The organism is Methyloceanibacter sp. (genome assembly GCF_035650995.1).
GTDB lineage: Bacteria > Pseudomonadota > Alphaproteobacteria > Rhizobiales > Methyloligellaceae > Methyloceanibacter.
The window spans coordinates 1-17,988 of record NZ_DASRGO010000201.1; the positions used below are offsets into that span (position 1 = coordinate 1).

Here is a 17,988-nt window from a genome sequence, read left to right on the forward strand (position 1 = left end):
ACGCGAACAACCTGCTCGACCACGACATCGGCGGACCCGAGCTTCAGAGGCTGGGTGGCCACAGCCTTCTCGTGGTGGCCGAAGCAGCCACCAAGCGCAACGGTGGCGGCCACGATCGTGGCGACGATGATAACGCCCTTCAAACCCTGCATGGTCTTCTCTCCTTTGGTTAACCGGCAGTAGCCGTCTTTGCATGTACCGGTGTGACGTATTCAGATCAAGAACGGACTGAAGTCGCCGGACCGTTTTGTCGGTCATTGATGCCGAAATGCCACGCCGAATCTCAACCTCCAGCCCCCTCACGCTATCCTCGCCGAAAGGGCCGATCAAGCATGGTTAATGCGCTGAAGGGCCTTGCTTAATAAAGGGTTAGCGAGTGTTGCAAATCGGCCTCAGATGGGGGCCTTCCCGGAGCTAGTTGACGAGCGGGGACCAGGCCGGATCGGAGCCGAAAGCAGGGGTGGCGACCTGGCGCTCGTTATAGCCGGTAAGGTCGATCGTATAGAGCTTGGGACCGCCCGTGGCGCCGGGCGATTCCCTGAAAAACATCAGCACCCGTCCGTTAGGGGCCCAGGTGGGGCCTTCGTTATGAAAACCCTCCGTGAGGATGCGCTCGCCCGAGCCGTCGGGCTTCATCACCCCGATCAGGAACTCTCCGTTGAGACGCTTGGTGAAGGCGATGAGATCGCCGCGTGGCGACCACACCGGCGTCGAGTAAGCTCCCTCGCCCCGGCTGATGCGGTGCTGGTTCTTGCCGTCGGCATCCATCACGTAGATCTGCTGCGAGCCCTCGCGGTCGCTCTCGAACACGATTTGCTGGGCGTCGGGCGAGTAGCACGGAGCCGTGTCGATGGCGTCGGTGTTGGTGAGCTGAAAGGTGCGGCGGCTGCGCAAGTCCATGGCGTAGAGGTTGGCGTTGCCTCCTTGCTCGAGGCTCATGACGATGCGCTGGCCGTCGGGCGAGAAGCGCGGCGCGAAGGTCATGCCGGGGAAGGAGCCCACGATCTCCTTCTGCCCCGTCTCGATATTGAGGAGATAGACCTTGGGCGTCTCGCCCTCGTAGGACATATAAGTGATCTCCTGCGTCGAGGGGCTGAAGCGCGGGGTCAGAACCAGGTTCTGTCCGGTGGTAAGCAACCGCACGTTGAACCCGTCCTGATCCATGATGGCGAGCCGTTTGACGCGCTTGTCCTTGGGGCCGGATTCGTCGACGAACACGATGCGCGTATCGAAATAGCCCTTCTCGCCGGTGATCCGCTCGTAGATCGAATCGGCGATGATATGGCCGATGCGGCGTGCGTCTTTGGGCCTGGCGAAGAACTGCTCGCCGGCGAGTTGCTTGCCGGAATAGACGTCCCACAGCCTGAACTCGGCCTTGAGCCTCCCGTCGGCACTGCCGATGCGGCCGACGACGAGGGCTTGCGCGTTGAGCACCCGCCAATCGTCGAAATTGGGAACGGCATCGGGCGATACCGACTTGGCGATGAAGGCGGCCCGATCGATCGGCGCGAACAGTCCGGAGTTGCGGAGGTCGTTCGCCACCACGTCCGCAATTTCTCGCACTGTCTCCGGATCGACCGACCCGTCGCCGGCGAAGTCCGGGATGGCGATGGGCAGCGCCTGGATCTTGCCCTGGGTGATGTCGAGTTCAACCACTGCGTGAGCGGGGACCGCGGCGAACAGGGCGAACAGGATAGCGGCGAGGAGGCTGAACACCGCGACGCCGGCGAGAAGCCGGCGCGCTGGCAGCCCGTCTGCGAGAACCGATGCTTGGAGAGGCGAAGGCATGTGATTCGGTGCCGCTGTTAGCCGCTGCGATACATGTCGCTTGGGTCGAAATTGAGGATCATGTCGCGCCAAAGCGCATATTTCTCGCTCGGGAGCTCGTAGGGCTGGCACTGGTAGACAGCCCGGACCGCGCTGTCGGCGGCGGCCTGAAAGAAGGGCGAGGGATCGCTGTTGGCGATGGTCGGGTAGCCAACCAGGGTGCCGTCCTCGTTGAGCTTGAGACGGAGCTTGATCACGATCTTGTCGGCGCCGAGCCCGCCGGGAGGCGGCGTCCAACAGTTGGCGATGCGGGCCCTGAGCGCATCGATCTCGTTCACCGACATGGTCATCTCAGTGCCGTTCGACTGGCCCTTCACCTTCTTGGGCGGAGCGTCGTCCGGCACTACCGGCTTAGGGTCGTCGGCCGCATCGGGGACCTTGTTGAGCAGTGCGGCGATGCGGTCGGGATTGAATTCATTCTTCTTGGGAACGGGCTTGGGCTTGGGTTTCGCCTCGGCCGCCTTCTTGTCCTTGGCGTCGGGCTTCTTCGCCTCGGCCTTGGCCTCGGGCTTCGCCTTCTCCTCCTTGGGCTTGTCGGGCTTGGCATCGGCGAGCGAAGCGGCGTCTTCGGGCGGCTTGGGAGCGGCCTCCTTTGCCGCCTCGGGCTTGGGCTCGTTCGGCTTGCCTGCGAGTGCCGCATCGTCCTTGGCGTCCTTGTCTCCGGCCTTGAGTTTGGTGACGTCGGACGGCGCCGCGGCGAGATCGATCGGAATCGCGAGCGGCGACCGATCGACCTTGGCCGAGGAGAAGGCGACGAGCGCGAAGAGCAGGATCGCCGCATGCAGCGCCGCCGAAATGAATGTGCTCTTCCCCATGATCCCCGTCGCGCGATCCTATTATGGCTGATTTGGGGCAACCGGCTCGGTGACCAGCGTCACGGGAATGCCCGCGGCCTTGATCCTCGCGAGCACCTTGGCGACAGCGCCGTATTGGGCGCGATCGTCGCCCCTGACCTCGACCCGGTCCCCCGCGCCTGACGCCCTGATAGCAGTGAGTTTGGGCACAAGTTCGTCAAACGAGATCTCGGTGTTCTGGAGGAACACCTTGCCCGCGGGATCGACGGTGAGCGCGAGAGCCTGCTTCTGCTCCTCGATCGGGCCCGCCTCGGTCTTGGGCAGATCGACCTTGGGCAGGTCGGGCTGCGGCTCCATGTTGAGCCCGACCGTCAGCATCGGCGCCGTCACCATGAAGATGATGAGCAGCACGAGCATCACGTCCACCATCGGCGTGACGTTGATTTCGGCCATCGGCTGCGACGAGCGCCGCCGCGCCCTCCGGCTGCCGAGCGCGCCACCTGGTTGCAAGCCTGCTCCCATTTTCGGTCCTCAGCTCGTCTTGTCGATCTGACGCGACAGGATCGCCGCGAACTCGTCGGCAAAGCCTTCGAGACGGGCGGCGAAGCGCGCCACTTCGCTGTTGAACTTGTTGTAGAAGATCACCGCTGGGATGGCGGCGAGCAGGCCGAGCGCGGTGGCGAACAGGGCCTCGGCGATGCCCGGCGCAACCACGGCGAGGCTCGTGTTCTTGCTGACCGCGATCGCTTGAAAGCTCGTCATGATGCCCCACACCGTGCCGAACAGCCCGACGAAGGGCGCCGTCGAGCCGACCGTCGCGAGGAACGTCAGCCGCCGTTCGAGGCGCTCGACCTCGCGCGAGATGGTCACATCCATGACCTTCTCCACCCTGAGCTGGACGCCCGGCATGGGCTTCATCAGGCGCTCGCTCCCTTCGGGCTCCGTGCTCCGCTTGAACTCGCGCATCGCGGCAACAAACAGGGCGGGCATGCCGGTATTCCTGCGCGTCGACAAGGCTTGGTACAGTTCGAGCAGCGACTGGCCCGACCAGAACACCTGCTCGAACTTGTCGGTCTCTTTGCGCGTCTTGGCGTAGAGGAACAGCTTCTCGAAGATGATCGCCCAACTCCAGATCGAGGCGAGCAGAAGCCCGATGATCACGAGCTTGACGACGATGTGCGCGTTCTTGAAGAGCTCGAAGATCGAGAGATCGACTGCGACATCGGGGGTCATCGGGGCCTCGCGGCAGGCATGAGTTCCAAGGGTTCCGGCCTCGGGCCTCAAGACCCGGGGCTAGCGGCGCGCCCGTCGGTCATGACGCGCGGGCGCATTTCGACAGTCACCGGAGACCGCCTCCCCTCGCGAAGCGCGAGCTTTCGCGAGCGAATGTGACTAAACTTGGGTCGATTTACCCTAACCCCGTGACGGCCGTTGCGGCGCTCCGGCTCGGCTTTTCCGCCATTCGCTACGTTTCACGCGCTTGGTTAACGAATCGTTGAAGCGCATTCCGCACAAGCGCGCCCAAACGCTGCGGCTTGCCCGAGCGGCCGACCAAAACCACGGTGACGAGCGCGCTCACGATCTTGACCCCGTCGCGCATGACGTCCTGGCGGAGCTTGAGCGAGGCGCTGCCGGTCTCCGCGCAGGTGGTGATCACTTCGAGCAGATCGTCCATGCGTCCGGGCTTGAAATAGTCGATCTCGACATGGCGCACGACGAAGATCGATGGCTCGCCCGCTTGCGGGTTGGCGAGGCTGTTCGCGTCGATGCCGAGCAGCCTGATGAAATCGGATCGGCCGCGCTCGCAGAACTTGAGGAAGTTCGCGTGATAGACCACGCCGCCGCAATCGGTGTCCTCGAAATAGACCCGCACCGGCAGGACGTGCCTGTCGCCTTCGATGCGCCCAGCGATGTCCGGCCATTTCGCCTTCGAGACTTTGCTCATCGGCGCAGGCACAACATCTGCTCGAGGCAGGACGCTAATCCCCTCCCCTTTTGTGGGGGAGAGTTAGGGAGGGGGCTCGAACGCAAAAACTCGATGAGATGTTCACCCCCCTCCGCGCGCCAAAGCCGCGCGTGCTCCCCCACAAGGGGGGAGCGGGCGTCAACCGCGCCTGCCTTATGTGTGCTGCCGATCATCATTCGTCGGAGCCGTTGAACAGGGGGAACTGGGTGGTCGGCTGCGCAGGCACATCGAGACCGAGATGGGCAAAGGCTTGGCCCGTGAGCACGCGGCCGCGCGGGGTGCGCGCGATGAAGCCCTGCTGCAAGAGGTAAGGCTCGATGATCTCCTCGATCGCGTCGCGCGGCTCGGAGAGTCCGGCGGCGATGGTCTCGATGCCAACCGGTCCGCCGCCGTAATTCGTGGCGATCAGCCGCAAATAGCGATGGTCGAGCGCATCGAGCCCGCGTCCGTCGACCTCGAGCTGCGACAGGGCCTTGTCGGCGATCTTGGCGTCGACGGCGCCGGCACCTGCGACCGAGGCGAAGTCGCGCACGCGGCGGAGCAGCCTGCCCGCCACGCGCGGCGTGCCGCGAGCGCGGCGGGCGATCTCGTGCGCGCCTTCGCTCGTGAGCGGGAGCCCGAGCAGACGCGCGCCGCGCCGCACGATCTCCTCAAGTTCTTCGACCCCATAAAATTCGAGCCTGATCGGGATGCCGAAACGCTCGCGAAGCGGCGTCGTCAGCAACCCGGTGCGCGTCGTCGCCCCGATCAGAGTGAAGCGAGATAAGTCGATACGGACCGAGCGCGCCGCAGGCCCCTCGCCGATGATGAGGTCGAGCTGGAAGTCCTCCATCGCCGGATAGAGGATTTCCTCGACCGCGGGGTTCAACCGGTGAATCTCGTCGATGAACAGGACATCGCGGTCCTCGAGATTGGTGAGGAGCGCGGCGAGATCTCCCGCCTTGGCGATGACGGGGCCAGAGGTCGCGCGAAAATTGACGCCGAGCTCGCGCGCGACGATCTGCGCCAGCGTCGTCTTGCCGAGACCAGGGGGCCCCGCGAACAGCACGTGGTCGAGCGCCTCGCGCCTCCCCCGCGCCGCGTCGATGAAGACTTTGAGGTTGGAACAGACTTTCGCCTGGCCGATGAATTCTGAGAGCGTCTGCGGCCTGAGCGAGGTCTCGCCCAGATCCTCGTCGCGCTTCGCTGCCTGCAGCATCCTCTCGCTCATTGGGCGAGCTCCTTAAGCCCAAGCCGGATCAGCTCCTCGGTGCGCGCCTCGCGTCCCGCCTTGCCGATCGCGGCCGAGACTGCGGCCGCCGCCTCGCCATGGGCGTAGCCAAGATTGGTGAGCGCCGAAACGGCGTCGCGCGCGGCAAGCCCATCCGGGAGCACCGCAATAGGTGCAAGTCCGCCTGCGGGTCTGATGGCCGGCGCCAGAGACGGCATCTTGTCCTTGAGCTCCGCGACGATGCGCGCGGCGACCTTGGGACCCACGCCGGGCGCGCGCGCGACGTGCCCCTTGTCCTGGAGAGCCACTGCATTGGCGAGCTCATCGGCCGACAGCGTGCCGATCACGGCGAGCGCGATCTTGGCGCCGACCCCTTGCACCGTCTGCAGCGCCCGGAACCAGGCGCGCTCGTGCTCGGAGGCAAAGCCGTAGAGCCTGATCTCGTCCTCGCGCACATGCGTGTCGATGGCAAGCGAGACCGTTTCGCCGGCCGGCGGAAGGCTCGCGATGGTCCGCGCGCCGAGCGTCACCTCATAACCCACGCCGCCGACATCGACGATCACCGCGTTGAGCGAGACGCTATCGAGCCTGCCGGTGAGCTTGCCGATCATGGCAGCGCCCTCACTCGTGCCACCGCGACTCTCGCCTCGATCTCGGCCCAGTTCCGCGAATGGGCATGGGTAATGGCGATGGCGAGCGCATCCGCAGCGTCGGCGCTATCGGGGGCGGCGCGCGGCAGCAGGCACTTCACCATGGCGCGGATTTGGCCCTTGTCGCCGTGGCCGGCGCCGACCACCGTCTTCTTCACCGCATTCGGTGCGTATTCGGCGATCGAAAGTCCGAGCAGCGCCGGCGCGAGCATGGCGATGCCGCGCGCCTGGCCGAGCTTGAGCGTGGCCGAGGCATCGCGATTGACGAAGGTCTGCTCGATCGCGGCTTCGCGGGGGGAGAGCCTGGCCAGCACCTCCGAGAGGCCGTCGAACAGCTGCCGCAGCCGCTCGCCGAGAGAGGCGCCGTCGTCCGACACGACCGAGCCGCAGGCCACGAACATGAGCCTCGCCCCGTCGCTATCGATCACGCCCCAGCCCGTGCGCCTTAGGCCCGGATCGATGCCAATGATGCGAATCGCTTTGCCGCTCATGCCTTGGGTGTAGCACGAGAGGCCGCGCGCTTCGATGCAAGCGGGAGCCCCCAACACCGCCTTGTGAAGCCCCTGCCCCGGGTCCGAACGGCCGATTCAGAGCGTTCAAAGCCGATTCGTCAGGTCGACGAAATCGAGCCGAGGAAGGCTCGATTTACCCACCGAAGGACGGACCTGACCTTTTGCAACTCCTAATCGCCGGACGCGAGGAGTTATGGCCGCCCCGCGGACGCGACAGTGCGGATCGTCACTTTGAAGCTGCTTTGGCGCCGTCGCCGGGCGGTTTATACTGGCAAGCAATAGGCTCGTGTTGCAGACCGCTCGGCGCCAGGATGCCAGGCATTTTTATCAACTACCGGCGGGACGACGCCCCCGGCGTCGCCGGCCGGCTTTACGATCACCTTGCCCGGAAATTCACCGGCGGCAAGCTGTTCATTGACGTCGACGCCATCAAGCCGGGGCTCGATTTCGTCAAGCAGCTCGACACCCAGGTGTCCCAATGCGACGCGCTGCTCGCCGTCATCGGTCCTCACTGGCTCGCCGCCGCCGACAGCAAGGGCAAGCGTCGGCTCGACGATCCGCATGACTATGTGCGCATCGAGATCGCTTCCGCGCTCAAGCGCGACATCCCGGTGATTCCAGTTCTGATCGACGATGCCGAGATGCCGGCCGAAGCCGACCTGCCCGAGGACCTCGCTCCGCTCGCGCGGCGGCACGCGCTCGAGCTTCGCCACACGCGCTTTGCGTCCGACGCGGACGCCATCGTCTCCGCGCTCCACACGGTGCTGCCCGAGACCACTAAAAAGAACAGGAAGGCGATCCCCCTTATCGCGGCCGGTGTGGTCGCCCTCGTTCTCATCGGCGGGGCTATCTGGTGGCTGACGAGGACTTCACCCGGAACACAAACCGCCGAAATCACGCCCGCACCAAGCACGCCGCCCGTGCAACCTTGGCAGCCGGCCACACCTCAGCCCCAAGCGGTAATACCCCCCGCGCCCAGCTATGACAGCTCTGGCGGCCTGCTGGACAAGAACGCCGACAACGCGGCGCCGTCCGAGGTGACGCCATCCAATGTCACGCCGCCCTCCCCCATCGCGCCGCCGTCCGAGGCCTCGACCGGCGACACCACAAGCGGCCAGGTGCCGGGCGTCCAGGTCGCACTCGGCGATTCCTTCGACAAGGTGTCGGCGGCCTACCCGTCCGGGCGGCAGACCACGGTTTCAGAAAAGCCCGCCTGGTGGGCGCAGAGCCAGGGGCTCTATTTCTTCTTCACCGGCGACAAGGTGCTCGACAACATCAGGCTGGACCCGCCCTACCCGGGCGCCATTCACGGCGTCAAGCTCGGCGATTCGTTCGATGAGGTGAAAAAGAAACTTGGCGAGCCGCTGAGGTCGTGGGACTTCGGCACCGACAAGGCCAACCTCTACCAGTTCGGCAACACGAATGTGCGCTTCGACGTCAATCCCGACGGCAAGGTCGGCACCATCTTCGTAATGACCGCGAACTAGGCCCTGACCGCTGGCTCATGCCGCGGCGGCGACCTTGGGCAGCTCGACGACCTGCGTCAGCCCGCCATTCGGGCGGTTGAAGATGGCGATGGTGCCGCCCGCGCGCTGGATGATCTCGCGCGCGATGGTGAGCCCGAGCCCCGCGCCCGGAATATTCTGGCGCCGCGCCGGGTCGGCGCGGAAGAACGGTTCGAACACCTGGCCGAGCAGCTCCGGCGCGATCCCCGGCCCCTCGTCTTCGATCACGATGCGCGCCATCGCACCGTTTGCGCCGTCAACGCTGACATGGGCGCGCACGCCGTGGGTCGCGGCGTTGATCATCAGGTTGCGCAGAGCGCGATTGAGCGTGAGCCGGCTTGCGCGCACCGTCACCGGCTCGGCGGCCTCGTTGGTAACGTCGAGATTCTGGTCCCTGAGATCCGCGCCGATGCTGTTCACGAGTTCGTCGAGGCGGATCAGCTCGAGCGGCGCCTTGCCCGATTCCTCGCGCACCAGGAGGATGGCGCTGTCGGCGATGCGCTCGAGCTCGTCGAGATCGCGCAGCCAAAGCGCCCGCTCCTCGTCCGGCTCGACGAACTCGGCTCTGAGCCGCATGCGGGTGATGGGGGTGCGAAGATCGTGCCCGGCCGCTGCGACGAGGCGCATCCGGCTCTCCACCGCGCTCTTGAGCCGCGCCGATAGCGAGTTCAGCGCCCGTGCCGTCGCCCTCACCTCGGCGGGCCCGCGCTCGGGAAAGGTGGGGAGCAGCATCGCGTCGGCGCCGACCGACTCCACGGCGTCCTCGAGCAGGACGAGCGGCCTCACCATGCGGTTCGCGACCGCCACGGCAATCGCGGTGGCGCCGAGCGTAATGAGAGCAAGCCAACGGAATAAGACGCCCCACGGCACGCCCTGCACCGGCATGTCGGGGATGGGAAGCAGGACCCAGCCTTTGTCCGCGATGGGAATCGACACCACGAGCGGCGCGCGGAAGCCGTCACGCGAAACGATGACGCGGAGATTGAGGCCCCGCGCCGCAAGCGCGGCGCGCAGACGCTGCGTGAAAGCCACGTGCACATATCCCGGCGAACGCTGCGGCATCAACTTCACCACATCGCTCTTTCCCTCTTTGGCGATGGCCGCCACCATCTCGACCTGCTGGGCGATGGGCGTGAGGGAATGCATCCGCTTGGGGGGCCCGAGCAAATAGAACAGGACGACCGTCAGCACACCCACGACCGACACGATCGCCACCACGAGCAGGATCGCGATCTTGGCGCGCAGGGTGTTCACGGCTTCGCGTCCTGCACATCGACCTTCACGGCAAGCTGGTAGCCGCCGTTGCGCACGGTCTTGAACAGATGCGACATGCCGCTCTCGCCGAGCTTGCGGCGGAGCCGGCTCACCAGGACATCGATCGAGCGGTCGAGCACGTCGCCTTCCCGCCCGCGCGTGATGTCGAGCAGTTGATCGCGCGACAGCACGCGGCCCGGCCGGTCGAGAAACGTCTTGAGCAGGTCGAACTCGGCGCCGGTCAGTTCGACGCTGCCGCCCTCGGGGTCGGTCACGCGGCGCGTTTGCGGGTCGGCGGTGAACCCCTCGAAGCGGTAGATCTTGGCCTCGTTCGGCTCCGGCGCGACCTCGGCGCGGCGGCGCAGCACCGCGCGCACCCGCGCGATGAGTTCACGCGGATTGAACGGCTTGCCGAGATAGTCGTCGGCCCCGATCTCGAGCCCGATGATGCGGTCGACGTCCTCTTTGAGCGCCGTCAGCAGGATGATCGGCACGCTCGAGCGCTGCGCGCGGAGATCGCGGCAGAGATCGAGGCCCGAGCCGTCCGGCAGCATCACGTCGAGCACGATCAGATCGACGTGATGGGTGGCGAGCTGATCGCGCAGCTCGCGGCAGCTTGCGGCAAGCAGTACGCGGAATCCCTGGCCTTCGATATAGCGCGCGAGCAGCTTGCGGATTTCGGGGTCGTCATCGACGACGAGGATGCGGGGGACGTTGGGGTTGGTCATGATCGCAAATGGGGGAACGGCGGAAGCTTCGTCCCGCCCGTTCTAGCCACGGGAAGTGTGTCATCGAAGGGCAATTTTGTAACGAAAGCCGGACCGGCCTACGCGCCAGCAACATTTCGACACATATATGCCGGTCCTAGCAACATTCGGACATACCAAGACCAACGGGGGCAACGATGCGGCGCTAGTCCTCTTGCCGCTCAACGCAAGAGGACACTGCACGATGAAGACCCCTGTGAAGATTGGCCCCATCATGGTCGTGGCGGTGCTCGGCTTTGCCAGCCTTGCCTTGCTCACCTCGGCATGGGGCGAGACGGACGGCGGCCCCAAGTTCACGGAAGCGGCGTGGGCGACGCCACCCGGCATGCCGAGGCACGGCGATCGCCTCTATACCGGAATGCAAGGCCCCGGGGGCCCTGCCCCCATGTGGCATTGCAACGCGCCCGGCGGCATGGGCCCCATGCATCACCCGATGAAATGGCGCGATCCCGACATGATGGCGAGGCGGCTCAACGCCATGGAGACAGAGATCGGCATCCGCGCCAACCAGCTCGATGCCTGGCGCGATTTCACCGACGCCCTGCTCGGAACCATGCAGCATCCGAAGTGGCAGCTACAGAGCGGCGACGCGAAGCCGTTCTCGCTCGCCGAGCAGCTCGCCAACAACACCATCGACCGCAGCAAGAGCGCCGAGGCCTTGTTGAAGGCGATCGATGCGCTGAGGACGAAGCTCACGCCCGAGCAGCTCGACAAAGTCGCCGAGATCGAAGCGCGCGTCCGCGCTCATTTTCCGGGGCATGGACCCCAATTCGATGCACCGCCGCCCGACGACCACGATCAAGGTCCGGACGGCGGTCCCAAGGACGGGCCCGGTCAGGGAGATCGCCTCTGAAAGTGGGACTGCCTCCTAATCCCTGATTGTGCCCTACCTTAGGGGCGGCGACCCATCTCGCCGCCCCTTTTTTCTATAGCTCGACGAGTCGACACGCTCAGCTCTCGTGTGGACCGCGCATCTCCTTGATCGCGGCCTGGATGCGCCGCCAGACATGCGCCTCCTCCTTATCGCCGTCGCGATCGCACTGAATCGCCCTTTGCGCCGCCTCGAGCTCCGCTTTGTCGCCGTGCGTGCTCAACAGGCTGCGGGCGAAGACGTGGACTTTCTCCATCTCCATGGCAGGTCCTCCTCTGTTGTCGTCGCTGTTATTGTCGGCGGAGCGCGTAACCCGCGCCCGCAAGATCGAGGGCTCGTTAAGGCTGCGATATCGATCGCGCGAAGACGCCGAGCCGCCGATGATCTAAGCCGCTATTGTAAGCCAAAGTTCCCCCGGGTGCTTGACCGAATCGTCCCGGTTTGACCCCGCCGTTCGCAGGCTGCGGGCTTCACGTTGCCGCAAGCAAAACCGCGCCTGCCGTATTATCTATGCGGCATGCCGAGCGCGACCCGAAACCTGATCCTCATCAACGTGGCGATCTTCGCCCTTCAGGCGGTCATCGGCGACGCTCTGATCGCGAATTTCGCGCTGTGGCCGCTCGGCCACTACCGCTTGGAGGACTTCCGAGGAACTGTCGGCTTCGAACCGTGGCAGCTCGTCACCTATGCCTTCCTGCACGGAAGCTTCATGCACATCGCGCTCAATATGCTGGCGCTCCTGATTTTCGGCCCCGATGTCGAGCGCACGCTGGGGACGCGGCATTTCCTCGTTCTCTATTTCGCCGCGGTGATCTCAGCCGCCCTGGTGCAACTCACCGTCGTCACCTTGGGGGGTGAGAGCGGCGTCTATCCTACCATCGGCGCTTCGGGCGGGATCTTCGGCGTCCTGCTGGCCTTCGGCATGCTGTTCCCGCACCGCATCGTGGTCCTGCTCTTCCCGCCCATCCCCCTGCCCGCCTGGCTCCTCGTCACGCTGTATGGGCTGCTTGAATTGACCAACGGCGTGTTCGGCACCGAGGCGGGCGTCGCCCATTTCGCCCATCTCGGCGGCATGCTGGGGGCTTACCTCGAATTGAAATTGTGGGGACGGCACCGACGGCTCGAGCGCTGGTAACGCCCGTCGATTGCCGCCTAGCGGCCCTACAGCGCCGGCGTCCCGTGCTATAGTTCCACCTCTATCGCGGTCAAATCCGGCTGACGGCCATGTCGGGAGAAAGCGTTTGGCGGCGTCCTGCGCCGGCCTGGTTCAAGCTCGTCGCGGGCGCCGTGATCTTCCCACTGCTTTGGCTCGGCACCGGGCTCGTCCTTGGCGAGCTCCTCAAGGGATGGGTCGGCTCGCCGATCCCGATTTGGCTTTTGCTTGTGGCGGCGGTCATCGGTGCGGTGGCGAGCTTCCTCCTCGCTCGTAGGGCGTCGCTTCCCTTCGCGATGATTTTGATCCTGCTGCCGATGCTTGCCTATGTCGCGAGCTATTACGCGCTGCGCGAGATCGGCAATACCGATTCGACCGTCGGCCAGGTTGGCGAGCAGAGGGCTCCCGCTTTGCCTGAAGCCGTCCCCGCTCCGGCAAAACCCTCGGGCGCCGGTGAGACCTATGGCGGCGGAACCTATCTGCCGCCCGAACCTCCGCAAAGCGCGCCGCAATATCATTCCGAAGCTCCTGACGCCCAGGAAGGAAGCCCTGCTCCACCCGCCCCCGCAAGCGGCGGCTCGCTCGGCGCCAATAACGGTGACAGCTCGCAAGCGCAATCGGAACAGCAAGCGGCTGAGATCGAAGCAAAGCTCGCGGCAGAGCGCGCGAAGGAAGAGGCCGAGAAGCAGGCTGCCGCAGAGGAGGCCGCGGCGAAGGCCTCGCAAGAGGAGACCCGCGGGCCGCGATCCGAAGAGGGGCAATTGCCCGAGTTCCCGTGGCCGCCGCCGCGTGCCTCGGCGTCATACGTCCTGCCCGACAATCTGCTTGCGAGCTACCACACGGTCGGAGAGGTCACCTCGGCGATCTTGAACGCTCTCGAACAAAGCGGCTATGTCGAGCGAAGCTTCTTCGAGACCAAACCCGGCGGCGTGGCGCTGGTCACCCGGCTCGAGCGCATCAACGACGACGGCACGCCGTCGGCCGCGGCCGAACGCTGGCCCGATATTGGCGAGCAATACCGGTCCAGCCAGAGCCTGATCGATTTTCTCGAAGGACTGTTCTATGTCGATCCCGGCCACTATCGCGTGATCGTGTTCGTCCTCCAGGACATGCCCTTCGCGCAGTCGGCGACCAGCGTCACGGCGACCGAGGCGCGCGCCTGGCTCACGAGCGGCGCCAACGTGCTTCCCGCCGGCATCGCCGCGCGTCCCTTCGGCGGGGCCAACGGCGGTCATTGCACCGCTCTCATCTACGAATTCGCCAGCGACGGGAGCAAGGTGCACGTGGTCGACAGCCGGCTGACCGGCAAGCAGCACCTCGACAAGGCGGGGCTGCTCACCTCGCTCGCTCCGGCGCACTGATCGCTGCAAGCGCCGTGACAAAGAAAGTCTTCATCAGCTACCGGCGAGAGGATACCGCAGCGGCGGCCGGCAGGGTCTTCGACCGCCTGTCGCACCTTCTCTCCAAGTCCAACGTGTTTTTCGACGTGAGCGCGATCGGCGGCGGGGAGGATTTCGCGCAAAGGATCGCCACCGAAATCGGCAAGAGCGATGCCGTGCTCGTCTTCATCGGCGACAAGTGGCTCGACCCGGCAAGCCCCGGCGGAGGCCCGCGCATCTGCGAGCCCGACGACTATGTGCGCGCGGAGTTGCGCGCGGCACTAGCGCGCCCGCTCCTCGTCGTGCCGGTTCTCGTCGGCTCAGCCCGCATGCCGAAGCCCGACCGGCTGCCCGAGGATATCAGGGCCATCACCGCCAAGAACGCGCTGCCGCTCAGGCATGAGAGCTTCGACGACGACACCGGGAACATCGTAGCGGCGGTGCTTGGCCTCTCGGCGGCCGAACGGGCGTGGGAAGACAAGGCATCGCTCGGCGCGAAACTCGCCTTTGGCCTGGGCGGCGCAATCGCAGGCGCCGCGCTCGTGCTGCTTCTTGCTCTCCTCCATTTCTGGATCATGGGACGGCCTCTCTCCGCCTCGATCGGCGCGCCGCTTACGACGCTCCTGATCGCCGCCAGCGCCGTGTCGGGCTTGTGGCTCGGCTGGCGCTATAAGGCCCGGAAACAAGCCTTTTCATGAGCCGGCAAGGAAGGGGGGAACCCACCCGCTCGACTTCGTGTTACACTCCGCGCCGTGGACAGAACGGCGCTCATGCGGGGATGATTCGCCGTTGCTTCGTCTCTATGGGGAACGGCGGCTTAAGCGCCTCCAGGCATAGAGACAGGGACTGGCGCGTTCACAACGGGGGAGCACCACGGTGGCTGGTGCACATGACACGGTCGACCCCATTGATGCCGCCCGCGACGACATCGCCGGGTCTAAGGATCTCATTGCCTCTGCCGTCGAAGACCTGAGCCAGCATCAGCGCTGGCTCGAGAACTATCGCGCTGCCGAAACGAAGCACACGAGGCGGCTCAAGCGCAAAGAGCTGATGCACCGGCTCGGCGAGTTCATGAAGCGCGTGCTTCGCGCGCTGTTGAACATGGCGCTCGCCGTCGGCAGGGCGCTGCGGTCCGCGGGCCTCACTCTGCTCGGTCTCTGCGTCCACATGATGAAAGCGATCGGCGCGGGGTTCGTCTATCTCTACCGCCTCGGCCTAAGTGCCATGGCCTGGCTTGCGCCGCGGCTCCGCGCGCTCCTCCTCGCGATGGGACGGGGGCTCGCCGCAGCCTTCGCCTGGACGTTGCTTCGGTTCAAATCCTTCGCGCGCGGCGCAGCCGAGGAGGCGAAGATCGCCTACTCCTGGTCGGCGCGCGCATCGAAGGCCTTCGCGCGCGGTGCGGCTGAGGAGGCGAAGATCGCCTACACGTGGTTGGCGCGCGCATCCAAGTCGTTCGCGCGCGGCGCAGCCGAAGAAGCAAAAATCGCCTACGCTTGGTCGGCACGTACGTCCAAGGCTGCGGCCGCAAGCGCTCGCGAGCGAACAAGCGCGGCCTATGCCTGGACCGCGCCGAGAGCCCACGCGTTCGCGAGCTCGGCATCGCGCGGAACGGCGGCGGCACTCTCGGTTGCAAGCGCCAAGGGCAAGCAAGGTGCGGCCGCCACAGTCAAGGCGACCTCGGCCGGCCTGTCCTGGATCGCGGCAAAGAGCGGGAGTGTGGTGCGCGCCGCATCGGTACAAGGCTCGCACGGACTGGCGTGGCTCGGCGCCACGGGCAAGGTCCTGTCGCGCGACGCGCTCGCCGCGGCGTCGCGCGGAGCGGCCTGGGCCGGCGAGAAGGGTCGTGAGCTTTCGGCTGTCGCGGGCGCCAAGGCGAGGGCCGGCGCCGAAAGTCTGAAGCGCGGGAGCCTCGCCGCGAAAGACCGGGTAAGCGCCGCCGTCCCGCGCAAGCGCAACGCCGCACCCTCGCTCGCGCCGCAGACCGAGGACCTGGTATCCGTTGGGCCCCGCAGCGAAGCCGCCAGCGTGAAGGCGCAACAGCTGCGCGCGTCGCCCGCCGCACCAGCTCCGAGCCCGGCCCGGGTGAGCGCCACGCCGCGAGCGATCAGGGCGAGCCGCCCCGCGCTCCGACCAAAGCCTCGGGTGACCGAAGAGCGGCCCGGAGCACCGAACCTCAAGCGCTCAGGCGCTCGAGCACTTCGTCCGCAATCTCGAAATTTGCGTAAACGTTCTGCACGTCGTCCGAATCTTCAAGGGCCTCGATCATACGCAGCAAGCGTTGCCCGGTTTCCTCGTCGACCGGCACGCCGCTCTTCGGGCGCCACAAAGTCGCGACCGCGCGCGGCTCGCCGAACTTAGCTTCGAGCGCCTTCGCCACCTGATGCAACTGATCGGGGTGGCAATAGACGTAATGCCCGTCCTTATCGGATTCGACGTCGTCGGCGCCCGCCTCGATGGCTGCTTCCAGCATTTCATCGGGCGTCGCCTTGGCGGCGTCGAACTCGATCGAACCGAGCTTGTCGAAGTTGAACGACACCGCGCCCGTCTCGCCGAGATTGCCGCCCCACTTGGTGAAGATCGAACGCACCTCGCTTGCCGTGCGGTTGCGGTTGTCGGTGAGCGCCTCGACGATCACGCCGACGCCCCCCGCGCCGAAGCCCTCGTAGCGCACTGCCTCGTAATTGGCGCCGCCCGCCTCCTCGCTCTTCTTGATCGCCCGCTCGATATTGTCCTTGGGCATGTTTTGCGCCCGCGCCGCCTGGATCGCGCCTCTGAGCCGCGGGTTCATGGCGGGGTCTGGCAGCCCCATCTTGGCGGCTGCGGTGATTTCGCGGGCGAGCTTGGAGAAGAGCTTCGAGCGCTTCTTGTCCTGGGCCCCTTTGCGGAACTGAATGTTCTTGAACTTGGAATGGCCGGCCATTGGCCCCGTCCTGCGTTTTCCGGCTGTGGTGATTAGGTCGGGACTTATAGGCGTGCAGAAGCCGGAAATCCATAGGGGGCCCGCATGCTTCGCCGCTGCAACCCCAGCGGCGCTATGCTTAGCGAAGCCTTAACCCGGATGGCCCGACAAAGGCAGGACTCTGAAGTGTTCTTGCGCCTGTCAGCGAACGAGGGGGACTCATGAAACAGCCGCCGCAGCCGACCTCCATCCATGCGCATGACAGGGCACTCCCGGCCGCGACCCTGCCGGAACTTTGCTCCGAGGCCGCCGACCATATCGCCCAGGCGCGGCTATCCCTGTTCGACGACAACGGCGATGCCGAGCGCGCGCTCCTCCACCTCGATGAGGCGATCTTCTGCCTGAAGCGGCTCCTCGCGTACGGGCGCGCCCGCGGCTTCAACCGACAGGCCTCGAAGCTTCATTCCGCCTGAGCCTCCGCCAGCCAAAATCTGGGCTCGGCCTGGGTAAGCCGCCCGCCGCGCCTGAGCGGAGCGATGGCGCGCGCGAGCCCGGTCGCATCGTCGATATCGACCGCCACCCCGCACAGCGTCGCCTCGCCCGCAGCCGGCGTGAAGCGCCCGCCCGGGATCTTGGTGAGGAAGCGCTGCAGCGGCTCCTGCTTTTCCATGCCGAGCACGGAGTTGAAATCGCCGCACATGCCCGCATCGCTGATATAGGCGGTGCCGTGCGGCAGGATTTGCTCGTCGGCGGTGGGCACGTGGGTATGCGTGCCGATAACCGCGCTCACTCTGCCGTCGACGAAAAAGCCCATCGCCTCTTTCTCCGACGTCGCCTCGGCATGGAAGTCGATGACGATGGCATCGGCGCCGGTTTTGAGCCCGCAGGCTTCGAGCTCCTGATCGACCGCACGGAAGGGGTCGTCGAGGTCGCCCATGAACACCCGGCCCATCGCGTTGATGACGAGCACCTCCTGGCCGGTAGCGGTCGGGAACAGGCCGGCGCCCCGGCCCGGCGTCCCCTCCGGATAGTTGATCGGCCTGAGCAGGCGGTCGTAGCGCTCGATAAAGACGAGCGCCTCGCGCTGGTCGAACGCGTGATTGCCGGTGGTCACCACGTCGGCGCCGGCATCGAGCAACTCGAGCAGGATCTGTTCGGTAATGCCGAAGCCGCCGGCGGCGTTCTCGGCGTTGACCACCAC

Annotated in this window: 19 protein-coding genes; 6 read left to right on the top strand and 13 right to left on the bottom strand. The window is 65.8% G+C overall.

The window, feature by feature from the left end; genetic code table 11:
- Positions 1-414 precede the first annotated feature (414 nt).
- The 8 genes from tolB to ruvC all read right to left on the bottom strand — a co-directional run bounded on the left by tolB (position 415) and on the right by ruvC (position 6,938).
- The gene (gene tolB, locus VFB18_RS15105) at positions 415-1,788 is read right to left on the bottom strand and encodes a Tol-Pal system beta propeller repeat protein TolB (RefSeq protein ID WP_324977137.1); all 1,374 of its coding nucleotides are present in this window, start codon (positions 1,786-1,788) and stop codon (positions 415-417) included.
- A 17-nt stretch (positions 1,789-1,805) separates the two neighbouring features.
- Entirely contained in the window at positions 1,806-2,642 is an 837-nt protein-coding gene (locus tag VFB18_RS15110; protein ID WP_324977139.1) for a hypothetical protein, read from the bottom strand.
- A 21-nt stretch (positions 2,643-2,663) separates the two neighbouring features.
- Positions 2,664-3,143 (bottom strand): biopolymer transporter ExbD, encoded by a 480-nt coding sequence (locus VFB18_RS15115; protein WP_324977142.1) that lies wholly within the window; start codon positions 3,141-3,143, stop codon positions 2,664-2,666.
- Positions 3,144-3,152: 9 nt separating this feature from the next.
- Positions 3,153-3,854, bottom strand: coding sequence for a protein TolQ (gene tolQ / locus VFB18_RS15120; protein WP_324977145.1), 702 nt, complete (start codon positions 3,852-3,854; stop codon positions 3,153-3,155).
- A gap of 232 nt (positions 3,855-4,086) precedes the next feature.
- Positions 4,087-4,566: a YbgC/FadM family acyl-CoA thioesterase gene (locus VFB18_RS15125; RefSeq protein WP_324977148.1), complete on the bottom strand. Its 480-nt coding sequence runs from the start codon at positions 4,564-4,566 to the stop codon at positions 4,087-4,089.
- A 193-nt stretch (positions 4,567-4,759) separates the two neighbouring features.
- Positions 4,760-5,797, bottom strand: coding sequence for a Holliday junction branch migration DNA helicase RuvB (gene ruvB, locus VFB18_RS15130; protein ID WP_324977151.1), 1,038 nt, complete (start codon positions 5,795-5,797; stop codon positions 4,760-4,762).
- Positions 5,794-6,408: a Holliday junction branch migration protein RuvA gene (gene ruvA, locus VFB18_RS15135; RefSeq protein WP_324977153.1), complete on the bottom strand. Its 615-nt coding sequence runs from the start codon at positions 6,406-6,408 to the stop codon at positions 5,794-5,796. Before ruvA ends, ruvB begins: the two co-directional genes overlap by 4 nt.
- Positions 6,405-6,938, bottom strand: coding sequence for a crossover junction endodeoxyribonuclease RuvC (gene ruvC / locus VFB18_RS15140; protein WP_324977156.1), 534 nt, complete (start codon positions 6,936-6,938; stop codon positions 6,405-6,407). The genes ruvA and ruvC overlap by 4 nt, the downstream gene beginning before the upstream one ends.
- Positions 6,939-7,270: 332 nt before the next feature.
- Between ruvC and VFB18_RS15145 the strand changes: the two genes are divergently transcribed.
- Complete coding sequence (locus tag VFB18_RS15145; RefSeq protein ID WP_324977160.1) at positions 7,271-8,446, top strand: TIR domain-containing protein; 1,176 nt, start codon at positions 7,271-7,273, stop codon at positions 8,444-8,446.
- Between the two features lie 15 nt (positions 8,447-8,461).
- Here the strand turns inward: VFB18_RS15145 and VFB18_RS15150 are convergent, their stop codons facing one another.
- Together VFB18_RS15150 and VFB18_RS15155 are read right to left on the bottom strand one after the other, a co-directional pair.
- Positions 8,462-9,718 (bottom strand): ATP-binding protein, encoded by a 1,257-nt coding sequence (locus VFB18_RS15150; RefSeq protein ID WP_324977163.1) that lies wholly within the window; start codon positions 9,716-9,718, stop codon positions 8,462-8,464.
- The gene (locus tag VFB18_RS15155; RefSeq protein WP_324977166.1) at positions 9,715-10,446 is read right to left on the bottom strand and encodes a response regulator transcription factor; all 732 of its coding nucleotides are present in this window, start codon (positions 10,444-10,446) and stop codon (positions 9,715-9,717) included. The genes VFB18_RS15150 and VFB18_RS15155 overlap by 4 nt, the downstream gene beginning before the upstream one ends.
- 223 nt (positions 10,447-10,669) lie before the next feature.
- Here VFB18_RS15155 and VFB18_RS15160 point away from each other — a divergent pair, with 223 nt between their 5' ends.
- Positions 10,670-11,338 carry a hypothetical protein gene (locus tag VFB18_RS15160; protein ID WP_324977169.1) on the top strand — a complete coding sequence of 223 codons (669 nt, stop codon included), beginning with the start codon at positions 10,670-10,672 and terminating at the stop codon, positions 11,336-11,338.
- A 97-nt stretch (positions 11,339-11,435) separates the two neighbouring features.
- On the opposite strand, the gene VFB18_RS15165 is transcribed toward VFB18_RS15160, so the two are convergent.
- Positions 11,436-11,618: a hypothetical protein gene (locus VFB18_RS15165; RefSeq protein WP_324977172.1), complete on the bottom strand. Its 183-nt coding sequence runs from the start codon at positions 11,616-11,618 to the stop codon at positions 11,436-11,438.
- Positions 11,619-11,873: 255 nt separating this feature from the next.
- Between VFB18_RS15165 and VFB18_RS15170 the strand changes: the two genes are divergently transcribed.
- From VFB18_RS15170 to VFB18_RS15180, 3 genes are all read left to right on the top strand, one after another.
- On the top strand, positions 11,874-12,491 hold the full coding sequence (locus VFB18_RS15170) for a rhomboid family intramembrane serine protease (RefSeq protein WP_324977174.1): 618 nt from the start codon (positions 11,874-11,876) through the stop codon (positions 12,489-12,491).
- A gap of 89 nt (positions 12,492-12,580) precedes the next feature.
- The gene (locus VFB18_RS15175; RefSeq protein ID WP_324977177.1) at positions 12,581-13,870 is read left to right on the top strand and encodes a hypothetical protein; all 1,290 of its coding nucleotides are present in this window, start codon (positions 12,581-12,583) and stop codon (positions 13,868-13,870) included.
- A gap of 14 nt (positions 13,871-13,884) precedes the next feature.
- Positions 13,885-14,586, top strand: coding sequence for a toll/interleukin-1 receptor domain-containing protein (locus VFB18_RS15180; protein ID WP_324977180.1), 702 nt, complete (start codon positions 13,885-13,887; stop codon positions 14,584-14,586).
- Positions 14,587-16,061: 1,475 nt separating this feature from the next.
- Here VFB18_RS15180 and VFB18_RS15185 read toward each other — a convergent pair.
- Entirely contained in the window at positions 16,062-16,808 is a 747-nt protein-coding gene (locus VFB18_RS15185; protein WP_324977183.1) for a YebC/PmpR family DNA-binding transcriptional regulator, read from the bottom strand.
- A gap of 200 nt (positions 16,809-17,008) precedes the next feature.
- On the opposite strand from VFB18_RS15185, the gene VFB18_RS15190 reads away from it, so the two are divergent.
- Positions 17,009-17,260: a hypothetical protein gene (locus tag VFB18_RS15190; RefSeq protein WP_324977186.1), complete on the top strand. Its 252-nt coding sequence runs from the start codon at positions 17,009-17,011 to the stop codon at positions 17,258-17,260.
- On the opposite strand, the gene VFB18_RS15195 is transcribed toward VFB18_RS15190, so the two are convergent.
- On the bottom strand, positions 17,248-17,988 hold a 741-nt coding region (locus tag VFB18_RS15195), incomplete at its 5' end, for a TIGR00282 family metallophosphoesterase (protein WP_324977189.1). The two genes, VFB18_RS15190 and VFB18_RS15195, sit on opposite strands and share 13 nt — an antisense overlap.

Coding starts and splice junctions, on each gene's coding strand:
- VFB18_RS15155 (WP_324977166.1), bottom strand. CDS start 10,446: ATGACCAACCCCAACGTCCCCCGCATCCTCGTCGTCGATGACGACCCC.
- VFB18_RS15170 (WP_324977174.1), top strand. CDS start 11,874: ATGCCGAGCGCGACCCGAAACCTGATCCTCATCAACGTGGCGATCTTC.
- ruvA (WP_324977153.1), bottom strand. CDS start 6,408: ATGATCGGCAAGCTCACCGGCAGGCTCGATAGCGTCTCGCTCAACGCG.
- VFB18_RS15110 (WP_324977139.1), bottom strand. CDS start 2,642: ATGGGGAAGAGCACATTCATTTCGGCGGCGCTGCATGCGGCGATCCTG.
- ruvC (WP_324977156.1), bottom strand. CDS start 6,938: ATGAGCGGCAAAGCGATTCGCATCATTGGCATCGATCCGGGCCTAAGG.
- ruvB (WP_324977151.1), bottom strand. CDS start 5,797: ATGAGCGAGAGGATGCTGCAGGCAGCGAAGCGCGACGAGGATCTGGGC.
- VFB18_RS15115 (WP_324977142.1), bottom strand. CDS start 3,143: ATGGGAGCAGGCTTGCAACCAGGTGGCGCGCTCGGCAGCCGGAGGGCG.
- VFB18_RS15160 (WP_324977169.1), top strand. CDS start 10,670: ATGAAGACCCCTGTGAAGATTGGCCCCATCATGGTCGTGGCGGTGCTC.
- VFB18_RS15125 (WP_324977148.1), bottom strand. CDS start 4,566: ATGAGCAAAGTCTCGAAGGCGAAATGGCCGGACATCGCTGGGCGCATC.
- tolQ (WP_324977145.1), bottom strand. CDS start 3,854: ATGACCCCCGATGTCGCAGTCGATCTCTCGATCTTCGAGCTCTTCAAG.
- VFB18_RS15185 (WP_324977183.1), bottom strand. CDS start 16,808: ATGGCCGGCCATTCCAAGTTCAAGAACATTCAGTTCCGCAAAGGGGCC.
- VFB18_RS15190 (WP_324977186.1), top strand. CDS start 17,009: ATGAAACAGCCGCCGCAGCCGACCTCCATCCATGCGCATGACAGGGCA.
- VFB18_RS15145 (WP_324977160.1), top strand. CDS start 7,271: ATGCCAGGCATTTTTATCAACTACCGGCGGGACGACGCCCCCGGCGTC.
- VFB18_RS15165 (WP_324977172.1), bottom strand. CDS start 11,618: ATGGAGATGGAGAAAGTCCACGTCTTCGCCCGCAGCCTGTTGAGCACG.
- tolB (WP_324977137.1), bottom strand. CDS start 1,788: ATGCCTTCGCCTCTCCAAGCATCGGTTCTCGCAGACGGGCTGCCAGCG.
- VFB18_RS15175 (WP_324977177.1), top strand. CDS start 12,581: ATGTCGGGAGAAAGCGTTTGGCGGCGTCCTGCGCCGGCCTGGTTCAAG.